16 protein-coding genes are annotated in these 16,041 nt (G+C 43.2%); 8 read left to right on the forward strand and 8 right to left on the reverse strand.

The annotated features are described in order from the left end of the window. Positions 1 to 27: 27 nt before the first annotated feature. Genes CDO33_RS11345 through CDO33_RS11355 form a run of 3 tightly spaced genes read right to left on the reverse strand, consistent with a single transcriptional unit; the run spans position 28 to position 2,499 of the window. Positions 28 to 681: a potassium channel family protein gene (locus tag CDO33_RS11345; protein ID WP_103080104.1), complete on the reverse strand. Its 654-nt coding sequence runs from the start codon at positions 679 to 681 to the stop codon at positions 28 to 30. Positions 682 to 691: 10 nt separating this feature from the next. Continuing rightward, complete coding sequence (locus tag CDO33_RS11350; RefSeq protein ID WP_103080105.1) at positions 692 to 2,044, reverse strand: TrkH family potassium uptake protein; 1,353 nt, start codon at positions 2,042 to 2,044, stop codon at positions 692 to 694. Beyond that, a complete protein-coding gene (locus tag CDO33_RS11355) occupies positions 2,041 to 2,499 on the reverse strand; it encodes a hypothetical protein (RefSeq protein WP_103080106.1) in 459 nt (152 codons plus the stop codon). Before CDO33_RS11355 ends, CDO33_RS11350 begins: the two co-directional genes overlap by 4 nt. Positions 2,500 to 2,944: 445 nt before the next feature. Between CDO33_RS11355 and CDO33_RS11360 the strand changes: the two genes are divergently transcribed. The 7 genes from CDO33_RS11360 (at position 2,945) to CDO33_RS11390 (ending at position 9,153) form a co-directional block, all read left to right on the forward strand. Further along, positions 2,945 to 4,270 (forward strand): amidohydrolase, encoded by a 1,326-nt coding sequence (locus CDO33_RS11360; RefSeq protein WP_103080107.1) that lies wholly within the window; start codon positions 2,945 to 2,947, stop codon positions 4,268 to 4,270. Continuing rightward, the gene (locus CDO33_RS11365) at positions 4,263 to 4,796 is read left to right on the forward strand and encodes an L-2-amino-thiazoline-4-carboxylic acid hydrolase (protein ID WP_103080108.1); all 534 of its coding nucleotides are present in this window, start codon (positions 4,263 to 4,265) and stop codon (positions 4,794 to 4,796) included. Before CDO33_RS11360 ends, CDO33_RS11365 begins: the two co-directional genes overlap by 8 nt. Continuing rightward, the gene (locus CDO33_RS11370; protein ID WP_202849469.1) at positions 4,717 to 5,559 is read left to right on the forward strand and encodes an ABC transporter permease; all 843 of its coding nucleotides are present in this window, start codon (positions 4,717 to 4,719) and stop codon (positions 5,557 to 5,559) included. Before CDO33_RS11365 ends, CDO33_RS11370 begins: the two co-directional genes overlap by 80 nt. 92 nt (positions 5,560 to 5,651) lie before the next feature. Then, the gene (locus CDO33_RS11375) at positions 5,652 to 6,770 is read left to right on the forward strand and encodes an ABC transporter substrate-binding protein (protein ID WP_103080109.1); all 1,119 of its coding nucleotides are present in this window, start codon (positions 5,652 to 5,654) and stop codon (positions 6,768 to 6,770) included. A gap of 25 nt (positions 6,771 to 6,795) precedes the next feature. Continuing rightward, complete coding sequence (locus tag CDO33_RS11380) at positions 6,796 to 7,578, forward strand: ABC transporter ATP-binding protein (RefSeq protein ID WP_103080110.1); 783 nt, start codon at positions 6,796 to 6,798, stop codon at positions 7,576 to 7,578. Positions 7,579 to 7,595: 17 nt separating this feature from the next. After that, complete coding sequence (locus CDO33_RS11385) at positions 7,596 to 8,432, forward strand: nitroreductase family protein (protein ID WP_161496428.1); 837 nt, start codon at positions 7,596 to 7,598, stop codon at positions 8,430 to 8,432. A gap of 25 nt (positions 8,433 to 8,457) precedes the next feature. Next, positions 8,458 to 9,153: an SDR family oxidoreductase gene (locus tag CDO33_RS11390; RefSeq protein WP_161496429.1), complete on the forward strand. Its 696-nt coding sequence runs from the start codon at positions 8,458 to 8,460 to the stop codon at positions 9,151 to 9,153. Between the two features lie 442 nt (positions 9,154 to 9,595). Here CDO33_RS11390 and CDO33_RS11395 read toward each other — a convergent pair whose 3' ends face one another. From CDO33_RS11395 to CDO33_RS11415, 5 genes are all read right to left on the reverse strand, one after another. Then, a complete protein-coding gene (locus CDO33_RS11395) occupies positions 9,596 to 10,330 on the reverse strand; it encodes a hypothetical protein (protein ID WP_103080113.1) in 735 nt (244 codons plus the stop codon). Between the two features lie 116 nt (positions 10,331 to 10,446). Beyond that, positions 10,447 to 11,841 (reverse strand): sensor histidine kinase, encoded by a 1,395-nt coding sequence (locus tag CDO33_RS11400; RefSeq protein ID WP_103080114.1) that lies wholly within the window; start codon positions 11,839 to 11,841, stop codon positions 10,447 to 10,449. Between the two features lie 3 nt (positions 11,842 to 11,844). After that, a complete protein-coding gene (locus CDO33_RS11405) occupies positions 11,845 to 12,528 on the reverse strand; it encodes a response regulator transcription factor (RefSeq protein WP_103080115.1) in 684 nt (227 codons plus the stop codon). Positions 12,529 to 12,601: 73 nt separating this feature from the next. Next, positions 12,602 to 13,597, reverse strand: coding sequence for an HAAS signaling domain-containing protein (locus CDO33_RS11410; protein ID WP_103080116.1), 996 nt, complete (start codon positions 13,595 to 13,597; stop codon positions 12,602 to 12,604). Next, complete coding sequence (locus CDO33_RS11415) at positions 13,584 to 13,940, reverse strand: PadR family transcriptional regulator (RefSeq protein WP_103080117.1); 357 nt, start codon at positions 13,938 to 13,940, stop codon at positions 13,584 to 13,586. The genes CDO33_RS11410 and CDO33_RS11415 overlap by 14 nt, the downstream gene beginning before the upstream one ends. A 721-nt stretch (positions 13,941 to 14,661) precedes the next feature. Between CDO33_RS11415 and CDO33_RS11420 the strand changes: the two genes are divergently transcribed. Next, positions 14,662 to 16,029: an MATE family efflux transporter gene (locus tag CDO33_RS11420; RefSeq protein WP_103080118.1), complete on the forward strand. Its 1,368-nt coding sequence runs from the start codon at positions 14,662 to 14,664 to the stop codon at positions 16,027 to 16,029. The last annotated feature ends 12 nt before the right edge of the window (positions 16,030 to 16,041 follow it).

The following is a 16,041-nucleotide window of genomic DNA, read 5'->3' on the forward strand; positions in this document are numbered from 1 at the left end:
ACCTCATAGAGATTATTTTATCACTTTTCAGTCTATGAGTTTAAGGATCTTTTCCATATCACTATGGCGTCCGATAACTATAAGGTGCTCATCCGGACGGAATACATAGTCAGCAGACGGCAGCGGAGAAATCTCGCCACCAGCTTTTGTAGCCAGTATGCCGACATGGTATTTGACCCTGAAATTTACTTCTTTTATGCTTTTTCCAACCCAGCATTCTGCCGGTGGTATCTCATAGATGGAAAAATCCTTTGTCAGCTCGATGTAATCAAAAATATGATTACCACTGCAACGCACCGCCAATCTTTCCGCAATATCCCGTTCCGGGTCTATGACTTCATCGGCGCCGTTTCGCAGCAAGAATTTCACATGGATATCGCGGCTCCCATTGCTGATTACATGCTTTGCCCCCAAATCCTTAAGAAGGCTGGTGATTACCAGGCTGCTCTGAAAATCGTTTTCAATACAGACAAAGCATATGTCGAAGTTTCTAATACCCAACGAGCGAAGGACTTCTTCCTTTGTGCAGTCACCTATCTGTGCACTTGTGACAAAAGGCAACAGTTCGTTGATATTTTCTTCATTTTTGTCAACAATCATGACTTCGTTGCCAAGCTCTATCAGCTTCCGGCTTAAATGCTTTCCAAATCTTCCGATTCCAATTACTAGAAAAGATTTCATATCAATACCCCTATCCAATATTAATTTTTTCCGTCGGATTCTGAATAGTTGACGGAATCTTATGCTCTGTAAATACAAGTGCGAAGGAAAGGCTGCCAACCCTACCGCTATACATCAACAGGGCAAGAATTATATGAGCAAAAGAGTTCAATTTGCTTGTAATCCCGATGGTGAGTCCAACGGTGCCAATGGCAGACAATACCTCAAACAAAACGTCGCTCAAGTAAAAATTCACATTTGTTGCACTGATCAAAAAAGCAGCGCTCAATACAAGCACCAGGTTGACTGTAATAACTGCCGACGCTTTCTTGAGGGCATTTTCTTCCAGCCGACGCCCAAATACATTTTCACTTTTCATATTTCTCAAGCTCGACCATAATGAAATCATCACAACCGCCAGAGTGGTTGTCTTAATTCCGCCGGCAGTAGATCCAGGGCTGCCTCCTATAAACATTAGAACCATGGTAAGGAGCTTCGCTGCCGGAGATATCTTTGCCATATCAACTGTGTTAAAGCCGGCAGTTCTGGGTGTGACGGAAGCAAATAGCGACGCCAGTATTTTTTCGCTCATTGGCATTTCCGATAAAAGGTTGTCTTTTTCAGAAACATAAAAACATAATGCCCCTACAGCAATAAGTATCACAGTGGTTGACAATACGATCTTCGTATGAAGCTGGTACCTTCTGAAATGAAATTTGCTTTTGGAAAGATCATCCCATACAAGGAAGCCTATTCCTCCAATGATGATCAATGCCATGATCGTTAGGTTTACGACGGCATCTCCGGAAAAGGTCGTAAGGGATGAATACTCTCCATATTTGCCCATAATATCAAATCCGGCATTGCAAAAAGCTGAAACCGAATGAAAAATACCGTTATAGATACCTTCCGCCCAGCCCATCTTCGGTACAAATCTTATCGACAGCAGTATCGCTCCTGCACCTTCGAACAGCAGGGTCCCCAGCAGTATTTTTCTTGTAAGGCGCACGACTCCTCCAATATACATGGTGCTTACGCTTTCCTTCAGCAACCCTCTTTCTTTTAGCCCAATTTTTCTTTTCAGGAAAAATGAAAACAGGGTTATTATCGTCATAAATCCGAGTCCGCCTATTTGTATCAGAGTCAGGATGACCAATTCTCCGAAAATTGTCCATTGGGTATAAGTATCGAAGATGACCAGACCTGTCACACAGGTGGCAGATGTTGCAGTAAACAGAGCATTTATAAAACCAGGCGACATGTTGTTGTAATTTGCTACCGGCAGCATCAGTAGCAGCGTACCCACCATAATCACCAAAAAATATCCAAGAGCGATCATCTGAGGGTAGGATAACGAATTTAACTTAACCATCCACTTGTTCACAGCATCACCTCCTTACCGTAAACAACTGCTTTATAAAGCATCAAGGCAGTTACTTCTTTACCCCATCCATAGCAAATTCCTTCCTTGATAAACATGCTCTCATTTGCTTTGTCGTTGCACAGACAGATCATTTTTTCAATGCCATACACTTTCTTCCCTATTTTATATAGTATAATATTTTCCACATCCTTTTCTGATAATGCAAACAGGTAGCTGAAATTCTGCTCCTGCTCCAACAGAAATGGCTCAGTTATCCGGTGCACCCGAATATTGTTTTTTTCAAGGAGTTCCTCCACCTTCCTTGCCAGGTCGGTTTCACCCATGACAACAGCAATCGGACGGCCCTTATCCTCTTCCTTGGCAAAGCCAGCTTCTGTCAAAAAAATGTCCAATCTTGCCATTAGGTATCCGAAAAGAGCAATAACACCTAAAAGGCAAATAATCAGCAGAACCACATACACACACCTTCTTAAAAACAATATGTAAATATTCTACTGCCTTATGTGTTAAGATTGTATTAATACTTTTACTGCTGATATTAATACGGTGCAAAGATTTTGAGCTGTTGTGTTAAGACGTTATAAAGATGTGTTTTTCCATCGCAATGATACTAGTCCAACAGATAGATATAAGCCTTTTCCTTCCTTGATATAAATTCAAAATTTTATTTTGCGGGAACTATTGACAAATAATCCAAAAGCAATATATAATTTATAAAACAATTCATAGTAAACCTATATATTTAATATGAATTATTGGGAGGTATTAGGTCAGTGGTATTTGGATACAGTCATATCAAATTGAGCTTTCTTTTATACAGAAGCCAAATAACCAAATGTGGAGATCATTGTTGCCGGCTTCCGTTGTTCATATAAAAACTAAAAGAATCGAGGTATAAAAATGGATGCTGTAGAACAAAAAATCTTAAACATAATAGATTCAAATAAAGATAAAATAATTAATTTCGGCAGAGATATATACCGTAACGCGGAGCTGGGATACAAGGAATTCAGAACTTCAAAAAGGTTTGCCGACCTTTTAAAATCTCTCCACCTGGATGTGCAGGAAAAACTGGCAATCACTGGAGTCAAAGGGTACTTGAGAGGAAACCAGCATGATATCACCCTGGCTCTGATAGGAGAACTGGATGCTTTGCGGATACCCGACCACCCCTTTGTCAATAAAGAAACCGATGCCGCCCACAGCTGCGGTCATAATGCCCAGCTTGCAGGAGTTGCCGGTGCCGCTCTGGCCTTGTCGGACCCTGAGGTTGCGTCCAATTTGGATGGAGATGTGGTTTTTTTCGCTGTTCCTGCTGAGGAATACGGTGAGATTGAATTCAAAAATCAGCTGCGAGAAGAAGGCAAAATTGTATATGGAGGCGGCAAAAGCGAGCTTATCAGAATAGGAGCCTTTGATGATATAGATATAAGCATTGTCCACCATTCCTCAAAGGATGGCATCATTATAGGAAACGGTACCTCCAACGGTTTTGTCTCAAAGGTAATCCGATACATCGGACGAGAAGCCCATGCCGCAGCAGAGCCTGAAAAAGGAGTAAACGCCTTGAATGCTGCCTCTTTGGCCGTGTCTGCCCTGGCCTATCAGAGAGAGACCTTCCGGGACGAGGATTCAGTCCGGGTTCACGCAATCATCACCAAGGGAGGAAACCTGGTCAATGTGATCCCGAATGAAGTAGTCATTGAAAGCCTCGTACGGGCAAAAAGCACCGAAGCCATCCTCGATGCCGACAGAAAAACCGATCGGGCCTTCATAGCAGGCTCACTGGCCATCGGAGCAGGGATAGAAATAACCACCATGCCCGGTTATCTGCCAAAGCTATCTACACCGGCACATCCGCTTATGATTGAAGCTGCCCGTGAAGCTGCCCCCGGAAGAAAAGTAAAAGAAGCCGATCCGGCTTCCCATGGAGCAGGTTCCACTGATGTGGGCGACTTGCAGCATATAATGCCCGTACTGGAGTTTAACACCGGTGGAGTATCCGGAGCTTTCCATTCCAAAGACTTTCAGGTTATCGACGAAGAGGAAGCCTATGTCGTGACTGCAAAAATCTTTGCCCTTTCTGCATACAAACTGCTGAAAGAAGGAGCAGCTGCTTCAAAGAAAATCGTCGTGGGTTACAAACCCAAGTACACGAAGGAAGAATATCTCAACTTTATGAATAGCCTGATCCGGCACGAAAGGAAGGAAATCAAAAATGTATGAAAAGAAAAGTATCGAGTATCAAGATGCGGTAAAGGAAGTTAGAAAAGCGTGCCGTCAGTTTGCAATGCTGTATTTCCACTTTGCAAAGGTTTTGGTTGAAGAACTGGGAGAAGATAAGGCAAAGCCCCTTATACAAAAAGCCATATTTGAGCTGGCTGTCGACCGTTCGGATCAACTGAGGGAAAAAGCCATAAAACAAGGACTTCCCTGCACCATGGAAACCTTCATGAAAATATCTGATCTGCCGCTGATCGGCTGGGTAAAGGAGCTTGGACGCAACCACTGTCCTTATGCGGAAACCTGGTTCCAATACTTCGATGAATATCCATGGTTTAAGGAAATAGCCCCTCTTTACTGTGATGTGATAGATACAACAAATGCAGAGAATTTCACCCAGGGCTTGTCCCATAAAATCACAAAAAATGTCCTGACTGGAGGTGAGTCCTGTGAAAGAGAATACTTTGCAAGTGAACAAGTCTCAAAAGGTATTTACAGCTACGGCGAAAAAATCAAAAAGGAAGGATAAGCACAAACAGCCCCTGTGGGTTACAATATCCCGATTGGGAATAATCGCTGCAATACTTGTCGGTATAGAGCTTGCAGTATCGCAAGGATATGTGAATAAGATTTTTCTGGCTTCCCCCTCCCAAATAGCCGACGAGTTTACATATATGCTTCGGCAAAACGAGCTGCTGCCGCAAATCATGCTTACACTGCAGGAGGCTCTCCTGGGATATGCAATTTCCGCTGTCGTAGGCATCGGAATTGGAGTCCTATTTGTGACCTTTCCCAAGCTTGAAGCTCTGCTTACCCCCTTTTTTTCAGCCATAATGGCCGTACCCAAGACTGCAGTCATGCCCCTTTTGATAGTTTGGTTCGGCATTGGCTTCAAAAGCAAGGTGATAATGGTGTTCCTGTTCTGCATGTTTACCGTGCTGTTTAACACCGTATCCGGGACAAAGCAGACCAAGGTCGAGCACTTGAAGGTGGCCCATGTTTTTAAAGCAACACGAGCCCAGATAGTATTCAAAGTTCTGATACCCTCTGCACTACCCGGCATATTTACGGGTCTTAGGGTCACAGCGGCAACAGCCATCACCGGTGTAATCTTTGCTGAAATGACTGCCTCAAAAGGCGGAGCAGGATATCTGCTGAGTGAAGCCCAGGCAGTACTGAATACTCCAAAGCTGTACCTGGTAGTCATCATAGTAACTCTGCTCTCGGTTCTGTTTGTGAGTATTGTAAACTTAGCGGAAAGAATTGTTTTCCGTCATCAGCGTACCATATAAATCCCTTATAAATATATCATTATAAATCTTTTATAAAATTCCAATATCAATCTTTATACAATCAAATCATCATAATGAATGAGGTGTGAAATATGATAGGTAATAAAAAAGCTTTTGTCAGAATTTTATCTGCAGCAATCGCAGTCATGATAACTCTCATCACAACGGCGTGCTCATCGGCCACCGGCAGTCAGAATCAGACAGCCCAAAATACCAGCAACGCTTCAACGCAGCAAAATACCGATGCTGACTTTACTCCCCTTGCCTCTCCCGATGATGCTCCATGGAAATCACGGGAAAATAAGCAGGTAACCGTCCGTGCAGGGTTTGCAAAAGGCATGACAGGCATAGCCAACCAGTTTGCCATACAAAATGGCTGGTATAAGGAAGCTGGCATTGAACTGAGCCTGATAGACATACCAAATCCTGTGTCGGCCTTTGGCGCAGGCGAAGTCGACATAGCCGACGGAGACCCCGGCACATATATTCCCGCCATCGTAAACAATGTCCCCATGAAAATTGTGAGCAACATGTGGCGCAATAAAGGGGCATACTGGATCATAGCAAGACCTGAAATCAAGTCATGGGCTGATTTAAAAGGCAAAAAAATAGGATCCGCACAGCCTACGGGCGGTATGAAGCTCACCCTCATGGAAGTGCTGACCCAGAACGGAATCGACCCGGAAAAGGATGTTGAGCTTATCGCCAACGGATCTTATCAAACTGCCTATGCCACCCTTACCTCCGGAGAAGTGGATGCCACTATCATTCACCAGCCTTATGCCACCCTTGCAGAAAAAGAAGGCACTGGGCACGTGCTGGCAAAGACATGGGAATTCCTTCCCGGATATCATACCGGAGTACTGGTGGCTTCCCAGAAAATGATAGATGAGCAACCGGATGTGGTTGAGCGGGTGCTGGAGGTCTATTTCTACGCCAATAATTACGCTAAAAACCATTTGGATGAGTTTATACCCTGGGCAGCCAAATATTTGAATGTGGATGAGGATACGGCCCGCAAAGCCATTGAAGCGGAAATAGTGCTTTGGGAAAACGATCCTATAGTCGATACAAACCGTCTGCAAGTAACAGAAGATCTGCTTACCAAATATGGAATGCAGAGGGAATCCTACAAGGTTGACGGCGTCGTCGACAACCGGTTTGCCGAAAAGGTTGCAAAAGCCTTAAAACTCGGAAAATATGCTTCATAAAAATTAAGCAAAAGGAGAAGGAATCATGCCTGCTATTGAGTTTCGCAATATATCAAAATATTATGAAAATTGGGAAGGCGAAGAAACAACAGCGCTTAAAGATATAAACCTGACGGTCAAGGATGGCGAATTTGTCTGCATCCTTGGGCCCAGCGGATGCGGAAAAAGTACGCTTCTGGAAATAGCAGCAGGACTTTTGCCCCATTCGGAAGGTGAGATTTTATTGGATGGCAAGCTTCAGTCCGGCACCAGCCGCGATATTGGAGTGGTTTTTCAGGACTCATCCCTCTTTCCCTGGCGAAGTGTAAGAAAAAATATAGAGTTTGGTCTGGAAGTGGCAGGTGTAAGTAAAGAGGAACGGCTTCAGAAAGTGCAAAAGGCAATTGAAATGGTTGGGTTAAAAGGCTTTGAAAATAAATACCCCCACCAGCTTTCCGGAGGTATGCGCCAGCGAGCCGGTATTGCCCGCACTTTGGTGAATGATCCTGCCTGCATACTTATGGATGAGCCCTTCAGCGCAGTAGATCACTTGACTCGCCTTGCTCTCCAGGATGAGATTATCAGGATTTGGCAGCAAGAGAAAAAAACCATACTTTTTGTCACCCATGATGTCTCCGAAGCGGTATATCTCTCAACTCGCATAGTGCTGCTCACGCCACGTCCCGGGCGCATACAGCGGATTTTTGAAGTTCCCTGTGGCTGGCCGCGGAGCCGTAATAACCCGGCACTGCTGGATATAGTGGAGAAAATCTACATGTGCCTCAACAATCCTGATGAAAACGAAGATATGATCGAATATAACATATGAGTGAAGGAGGATGTAAAATGTCGGATAATGTATTAAAACAATTCAATTTAACCGATGAGGAATATTTGAAATTGGACGAGGTGGAATTCAGGGCCAGATTCCGTGAAAGAGTGCATCACACCCTGGAGATTCAGACCTATGCCGCCGCAAACGGCGATGAGGTTCTGAAAGAAAATCAGAGCGCGACAGCCAAGAAGTTTATCAGGCTTTGGGAGGAACGGAACCTGCCCAAGGATCTTCCCGAATATGTATACGCAAAGAAGCTGATAGAATTTTCCGAAACACTGCTAAGGGGCGAAAAACTAGATTTAAGCGAATATGAACCTTATAAGCTGTCGGATGAGGAGAAGGATGCGTTTTTTAAGGTTATCAAGGAAAGAAGGTCGGTGAGGCATTTCACTGATGAAAGAGTTCCTGACGAGCTGATTGACAAAATACTGGAAAGTGGATTGTGGGCAGCCCATTCGTGCAATTTGCAGTCAATAAAATATCTGGTGGTTATGGAGGAAACCACTCCTGGATTATTTAAAGGAAGCGATGTTCCTGGAGGCCCGGTTCACCTGGTAGTGCTTCAGGATGAACGAGTATACAGGGCCAATCCTTTGAACCCGGTAAGAAACCGGCTGATAGATGCAGGTGCAGCAGCCCAGAATATGGTTCTTGCAGCCCATGCCCTGGGATTAGGCAGTGTATGGTTGACCTTCAACGATGCGATGATAGAGAGGATCAGCAAATATTTCAACCTGCCGGAATACCTGAAATTAGTGACATATGTGGATGTCGGCTATCCCAATCAAACCCCGTATGCGCCTCAGAGAAAAACATTAAAGGAAGCGATAGAGGCAAGGGTTTAGCCTGTCCAATAGAAGGAGTGGTATAGTGAAAATCCTAATAACAGGAGGAAGTCAAGGCATTGGGCTGGCAATTGCAAAAGAGCTCCATACTGCCGGACATGAGCTTTTCCTGGTAGCAAGAAATCCGGAAAGACTAGACAGTACTATCAAAAGCTTTTCCGCCAAAGTCCAAGGCTTTGCCTGTGACATTGGAAAAGAAGGGCAAATTGATGCATTGATAAATGCCACCCGGCGGGAGAATTTCTATCCGGATGTGATAGTTCTTAACGCCGCAGCTTTCGGAGGCCCCGAAAGATCGGTGCTAAAACCTTCTCCGGATGAGCTGAGGCAACTGCTGGAAGTCAACGTCCTGTCAAATTATCAATTGGTGCAAGGTTTTATTGAAACTTTGAAAAAAAGCCAGTATCCCCGCATTATAATAATCGGGTCAACCGCCGGGATAAGAGTTGATGATGGCTCCCTTTACGGAGTCACCAAATGGGCATTAAGGTCCTATTCCTATTTTTTGAGGAATGAACTGAAACAGCTTGGAGTCGGAGTCACTTTAATAAATCCGGGGGGAACCTTTACCCAAAAACGCGTTCCCAATGAAAAAATCCCTGCCGACAGGCTTCTTGAAGCCTCAGACGTAGGAAAGCTTGTGGCAGCCATCCTTACCCTCTCCCCCCAGGCAGTTGTTGAAGAATTGAATATCCGCCCTCTTTTAGGCGATACTTATTGAGCACCCTTAACGGTGCTAACTGATCACGCATGTAATATTTACCGATCATACTGGGTAATGCCTACTGATCATGCTTGAATATTACTAATTATATTTATTTATGGAAGAAAATAACCGCTGTTCTCTCATCAGAGAAAAGCGGTTATTTGCATTTAATGTAAGTTTATGATATTAGTCAAGTGTATTCCAAAAACTAAGTTGAGCATACTCGCTATGAATGTGCGCTTGCGATATTGATCACCAGCCTAACGCCGAGGATTTATTAACGTCCAGTGCCAACCCCCATCACAAAGCACGCCCTTCTCTAAATCTTTTTCTAAATCTTTTTCTAAATCTTATTCTAAATCTTATTCTAAATTTTTTTATAAACCTTTCTCTATATCCAACTTTAAGTTTATCTTTAAAATATCCTTTTTTCTGCTAAAGCCCTATTTCATGAGGCTTAAATCGTCCACTGGTCGTGTATGATGCCGACAATATACCACTGGTCACTCTTCTTTTCAAATACCAGCCGGAGGCTTCTCCAGTCCATTCCTTCATACTGGGGATCGATACCCGGGAAGTGGTATTCTACGATTATTGAGTTTTTATATACTTCAAAGCTGTTATTTAGTGAGTTTCCATGCCCCAGCACCTTATTATAGCCTACTTCGTCCGCATTGATAAAGTCCTCATCATATATGAACCTTTTGTGATAGTCCGGGAAAGTGAGTTCTATAGGCTCTCCCGAGCCATCGTAATATCCCCACATGTATACCTTGGATTCGTCCATGCTCTCAATTTCCTCTGCGGTAAACACCAGGTTTTCCTTTACATCCACATATCCATAAGGAGAGAAACGCACTCCTTTGTCAGGATGGATATACTGTGAAAGTTTTTTAAGGTCATAATCCTTAAGGGCGGTCAATACTTCGGTAGCCCTGTCGTCGATAATGCTCTTAATGTACTCTTCGGTGTCCTTTTGAAGCACCTCTCCTTTTTCATTCAAATCGCTTTTTTGTTTGTCATCATCTTTGTTCTGGCCTGTGCCGCTGCCCTGATTCTGTTCGATTTTATCCTCCGTCTTAGGTTTATCTATCACCTTCACATCATCAGTGTCCAGCTGCAGGGTGCTGCAAGCAACGAAAGCAAATATTGAAACTGTAAGCACCGGCAGTATCAGAAACTTCTTTTTCATTTTACATTACCTCCATCAATCAGAATTTGTTTCTTTCTACATTTATCATAGCATCCGGTTGTTTCATCCTTAAATCAAACTTGTTTCAAAGTTGTAACTTTTTAAAGGCATGATGCTTATCCCTGCTGCAGGACAGGCAGCCTTACCTTTGCTGCCGTACCCTTTTCAATGCCCGGTTTAAGCTCAATGGAGCCTTTATGCTCCTCGACTATATATTTCACAATAGGAAGGCCCAATCCTGTACCCGTTATGTTTCGGGCATTTTCAGCCCTGTAAAATCGTTCAAACACCTTTTCAGCTTCCTTCTCGGGAATGCCGATTCCCTGGTCGGTTATGGACAGGAGAGCCATATTTGCATCCCTGTGAAGTTTTACTTCCACTGTGGATGGGGACGGTGAGAACTTAAAAGCATTATCCAGAAGGTTCACGATCATCTGGATCAGCTTTTCCCTGTCTCCCCATATGAAAATATCCGGCTCAATGCCGGAGACTATCCTTATTCCATATTTTTGTGCCCTGAGGGACATTTTTTCTATCGTTTCCTTTACAATAGACGATAGATTCAACCTGCCAAACTGGAAACTTTCCTTATTGGAGTCTATTCTGGACAGGGTCAGAACCTCATCCACCAGTTTTGCCAGACGCCTGGACTCATTGTTCAGATGATATACCGCCTTTTCCATATCAGGATGTCCTTTCACTTCATCCATCAGAAGCTCGGAATAGCCTTTAATGGCGGTCAAAGGGGTTCTGAGCTCATGGGACACGTTGGATACAAACTGTTTTTGCCTTTGTATATAATCCTGAAGCTGAGCGCCCATTGCATTGAAGCTCCGGTAAAGCTGGGCTATTTCGTCGGAACCTTTTATTTTAAGCGGCACAAAGTTCCGGTTGGCATAATTTTCTGCCGCCACTGCCAGCTTGTTTATGGGCTTGGTCACTTTTGCCGCAATATTGGCTATTAAAAAAGTAATCAATATTGTAAATAGGCCTGCCCCGATGAACAGTATATTTATAAACCTGCCGGTGAAATCCCTGAAAAAGGTCAATGGGTATATTATCTCCAAAATTGCGATGGTGTTTTCCTGGACACAAACCGGAGACGCAAAATATATTCTGTTGTCCCTGATGATATAAGCATAATTGCCTTTAGAAGCCGCCTCCAGGATTTTTTTATTCTCATATTCGGTTATGCTGTCCTTCTCATTACTTTTAGAAGATGCCAGAAGGCTGTAGTTTTCATCATATATCCGGATATTGCCCAGAATCAGGCCTAATTTGCTGATTACGCCTGAAGCCGTTTCACTGCTCAAATCTTCAGAGCTGTCATTTTTGATAATGTGCATCTGGGATATATAAATTTCAGCCAGCTTGCTTTGCTCAATGAGCTGCTGTTCTATAGAGCTTATGCTGAGCTGTTTGATTCCTTCCATGACCAAAATGCCTACCAGCAGCAGAGTCAGCATGGTTGCAAGGAGATTGCCTGTTATAAGCCGGGCCTTCAGCTTCATTTTCTATGCACCTCCATAACGGTAGCCAAAGCCATATATGGTTATTATGTGCTTTGGATTGCTGCTGTCGTCTTCAATCTTCTTTCTCAAGCGGGTGATGCAGATATCCACTACCCGGGTGTCTCCCATGAAATCATATCCCCATACCTTCTGCAGGAGCTCCTCCCTGGAAAACACCTTATGAGGGTTTCTGACAAACACTTCAAGAAGTTCATACTCCTTCAATGTGAGCTCGACCAGTTTTCCCCTTTTAAAAACCGTCCTGTTATCCAGGTCCACCATAAGCTCATAGTCTCCCACTTTGTTTTCCTTTGGTTCATCATTCCTCTCAAGGCGTCTTAGCACTGCCTTTATACGGGCGATCAGCTCCCTTGCGTCAAAAGGCTTTGTTATATAATCATCGGCTCCCAGCTCCAGCCCGAGAACCTTGTCTACTATGTCATCCTTTGCAGTGAGCATGATAACCGGTGTCTTGCGCTTATTTGTTATTTCTCTGCACACCTCATGTCCGCTGATATCCGGAAGCATGATATCCAGCAATACCAGGTCGGGATTAAAGCTATCAAACAGCCGCAGCCCGGATTTTCCATCCGGGGCTGTAGCTACCTGAAATTTCTCTCTTTTCAGTATCATTTCAATCAGGTCCAAAATAGCCTGCTCATCATCTATTACAAGAATTTTCGTCACTCTACTTCTCTCCTACTAACAAAATTGCCAGCAAAAATATATGGAAATTATCTGCAAATAAATATAGTTGCAATTATTTTTTTGATTTCACAAATCCGGATATACTGTCCCAAATGCAAAACCCGATAAAAATTAAAGCAAATATTGTCTTTTGGATATTTACCTGCTCCATTATTTGAGAAGCAGGCATTTTAAGAAGCTCTGCCACTTTTGACAGAAAGCTTCCATTAAATAATGCTGTATCCTGCATCATACAATATAATAGTATGCAGATACCCAGATTGTATACTGCATTAACTGCTGCCAAGGCTGAGTTCCAGTGCATGGCTATATATTTCCACACCAGAATGCCCAGAGAAACCGCCACAAACATAAGCATCACAGGAATATATATCTGTAGACGTTGAACGTTCAGCAAAGGTTCAATATGAATAGTATCATTTCCGCCCACGCTGTACCATCCAATCATCTGAGGCTTAGTTATCAACAGCGCTGCAAACAGCATAGTAAAAAACATAGTGAATATGGTTTCGCCGCGGGATATTTTTCTTTTATCCTTTACTTGCAAATCCATAAGTTCATCTACTGTCCACTTCTTCTTTACATAAGGAAGCTTTCCCTCATTAACTCCAACCCTCTCCAGCACTGCAAAAATCAATGTTACCCAAACTATGCTCTGCATTACTCCCTGAAAAACACCGACAGACATATCAACAGCAACATCGACAAAAGCCTTTGGAAATCCGCTCTCCAACGGTGGATTTATGATACTCCCTATCAAAGCAATGAATGCCAGCACTATGGCAACAAGACCAGTAACCAGCTTTAGAACAGAAATATAGCTGTCATATAGATCGGGACCAACAAGATATTTTTTCTTACCGCTGTATTCTGCTGCAAGGTTGGCAGGATCGCCGAGTTTTTCCAAAACTTCTCTTACATCTTCTTCTGTGGCATCTTCAGGCAACATATCTGTTATATTTGACTCCAGTTCTCTGGCTATGTCTTCCCGTGCATCCTCAGGCAGATGCCTTGTGGCAGAATACACATAAAGATCAATCATTTTCATTATCCTCATCCTCCATTAATAAGACTTCCAGCTGGTTGGAAAGCGACTTCCACTCACTTTTCAGAAGCTGGTATACCTGTTTTCCTTTTTCACTTAATACATAGAATTTTCGCGGCCTGCTTTCTGTCGTGTCCCATTCGCTACTGAGAAGCTCTTGCTTTTCCAATCGTCTTAACAGCGGATAGAGGGTGCCTGCTTCGATCGCTGCATTTTTCTTCTCCAGCTTCTGTACGAGGGAATATCCATACTCAGGTTTTTGAAGCTGGCTTAATACGGAAAGCACCAGGGTACCCCGTCTAAGCTCTACAATAAGCGAATTAACTAAATCATTTACTGATTCCACGTAATCACCTCGTTTTTAGTATACTGTATGACATACACTATTGTCAATCATACATTATTAAAAAATTTATATTGTTGTATCAAACAAAATGTAGTTCAACAACAACTAAAATCCCAGTAATATTTGTTTCAACTTGCAACTATACCTGTAAAATGCCAACACATCAAGTTAACTTAAGATAGTGTTCTACAACTGAGATAGAATCACCGCAGAACTGCATCGAAAAGTTGCAGTTTTGTCCAGCTTGTCATATACTATGATATGGACATTTAACAAGAGGCTTAATATCTTTGAAGCAATAAAGATACTGTATCAATATATACTTTGGCAGTTTTAGCTTCCTTGCATCTAAGCACTGCTGGGAGGTTGCTTTTTAAGCTATGGATTGCTTTATATGATGCTATTTAAGTGTCTTTATTGAACTGCAGCCAATAGGTAAATCATTATGGCTGAATGTATTTTTCAAAAGAATTTCATGCCTCACCGTGCAGGTTTAATCCGATATGCCGGTATTTAAATTTACTATACAAGTTCAGAGTTAGAGAGTTGGCATGCTTAATTAAGAACTGCCGATTCGTTTGGGTTTTGGGAGTTGGCATATGCTCCGCTATACAAGCCATCACCAAGAGCTTCCACTACGTTACCTTTTTACCGGCATAACCGAAGGCTTTAAAGGAAGATCCTTGGCAATGATTGAAGATCAAAGGTGGTAATTTGCTTAATGGATAAAAAAGTTGAATTTTCAAATCACGATTTAAAAAAACTTATAGGTCCTCTCATAATAGAACAGGCACTGGCAATTTCGGTAGGCATGATAGACACCATCATGGTTTCCTCCCTGGGAGAGGCCGCAGTTTCAGGTGTATCGTTGGTGGACATGATTAACGTCCTTCTCATCAATATATTTGCAGCTCTGGCAACAGGGGGAGCTGTTGTGGCAAGCCAGTTTATCGGTGCAAGGGATTTGGAAAAGGCGCGCAGGTCTGCAAATCAGCTGTTGACGGTTACTTTTACCATTTCGTTGATAATAATGACAATTGCTCTTTTTTTACGTTCCCGTTTGCTCCTTTTGCTGTTCGGGACCATCGAAGATGATGTCATGAAAAATGCCATGACTTATTTCTTTATAACAGGACTAGCCTACCCGTTCATAGCCATATATAATTCATGCGCCGCGCTTTTTAGGGCTATGGGCAACTCCCGGGTTTCTATGGCCACATCGATGGTTGTAAATATGGTAAATGTTGCAGGCAATGCCTTTTGCCTTTTTATCCTGCGTATGGGCGTAGAAGGGGTTGCAATACCCACACTGGTATCCCAGGCTACAGGTTCGGCAATAATGCTGGTGCTCATTTCCAACCCTCACAGGGTGATTTATATAAGGCGGAAAGGCTTCAAGCCTGATTTCAATATCATTCGCAGAATATTGTTCATCGGGATTCCCAGTGGCCTGGAAAACAGCATTTTTCAGCTGGGCCGTCTTCTGGTGGTAAGCATCATCGCATATTTTGGAACAGTGCAGATAGCAGCCAACGCTGTGGCCAACAATCTGGATTCCTTGGGCTGCATTCCGGGACAGGCAATGAGCCTCGCGATGATAACTGTAATCGGTCAATGTATCGGTGCTCGTGACTACAAGCAGGCACGATATTACACAAAAAAGCTAATTAAAATAGCCTATGCCGTAACAGCAGGGATGAATGCCATAATACTTATATCTATGCCTTTGATATTGCGCATATATAATCTGTCCGATGAAACCTTGCGTCTTGCTGCGATATTGGTATTAATTCATAACGGATGCGCAATACTGCTCTGGCCTTCATCCTTTACACTGCCCAATGCGCTCCGGGCTGCCAATGATGTGAAATATACCATGTTCGTATCCATAGGCTCCATGTTTTTATTCCGGGTGGTTTTCAGCTATATTTTAGGAATAGGCCTGGGATGGGGAGCCATAGGTGTCTGGGTGTCTATGGTCATGGACTGGATAAGCCGCTTCTGCTTTTTCGTCTTCCGCTTCCGCTCAGGAAAATGGGAAACAAAATATATACCTGTTTCGTCGGACAATGTGGAATTAAGCGCATAAGAAATGAGCAAG

The organism is Clostridium thermosuccinogenes (genome assembly GCF_002896855.1).
GTDB lineage: Bacteria > Bacillota > Clostridia > Acetivibrionales > DSM-5807 > Pseudoclostridium > Pseudoclostridium thermosuccinogenes.

Coding starts and splice junctions, on each gene's coding strand:
- CDO33_RS11345 (WP_103080104.1), bottom strand. CDS start 681: ATGAAATCTTTTCTAGTAATTGGAATCGGAAGATTTGGAAAGCATTTA.
- CDO33_RS11380 (WP_103080110.1), top strand. CDS start 6,796: ATGCCTGCTATTGAGTTTCGCAATATATCAAAATATTATGAAAATTGG.
- CDO33_RS11400 (WP_103080114.1), bottom strand. CDS start 11,841: ATGAAGCTGAAGGCCCGGCTTATAACAGGCAATCTCCTTGCAACCATG.
- CDO33_RS11375 (WP_103080109.1), top strand. CDS start 5,652: ATGATAGGTAATAAAAAAGCTTTTGTCAGAATTTTATCTGCAGCAATC.
- CDO33_RS11385 (WP_161496428.1), top strand. CDS start 7,596: ATGTCGGATAATGTATTAAAACAATTCAATTTAACCGATGAGGAATAT.
- CDO33_RS11395 (WP_103080113.1), bottom strand. CDS start 10,330: ATGAAAAAGAAGTTTCTGATACTGCCGGTGCTTACAGTTTCAATATTT.
- CDO33_RS11365 (WP_103080108.1), top strand. CDS start 4,263: ATGTATGAAAAGAAAAGTATCGAGTATCAAGATGCGGTAAAGGAAGTT.
- CDO33_RS11360 (WP_103080107.1), top strand. CDS start 2,945: ATGGATGCTGTAGAACAAAAAATCTTAAACATAATAGATTCAAATAAA.
- CDO33_RS11420 (WP_103080118.1), top strand. CDS start 14,662: ATGGATAAAAAAGTTGAATTTTCAAATCACGATTTAAAAAAACTTATA.
- CDO33_RS11410 (WP_103080116.1), bottom strand. CDS start 13,597: ATGAAAATGATTGATCTTTATGTGTATTCTGCCACAAGGCATCTGCCT.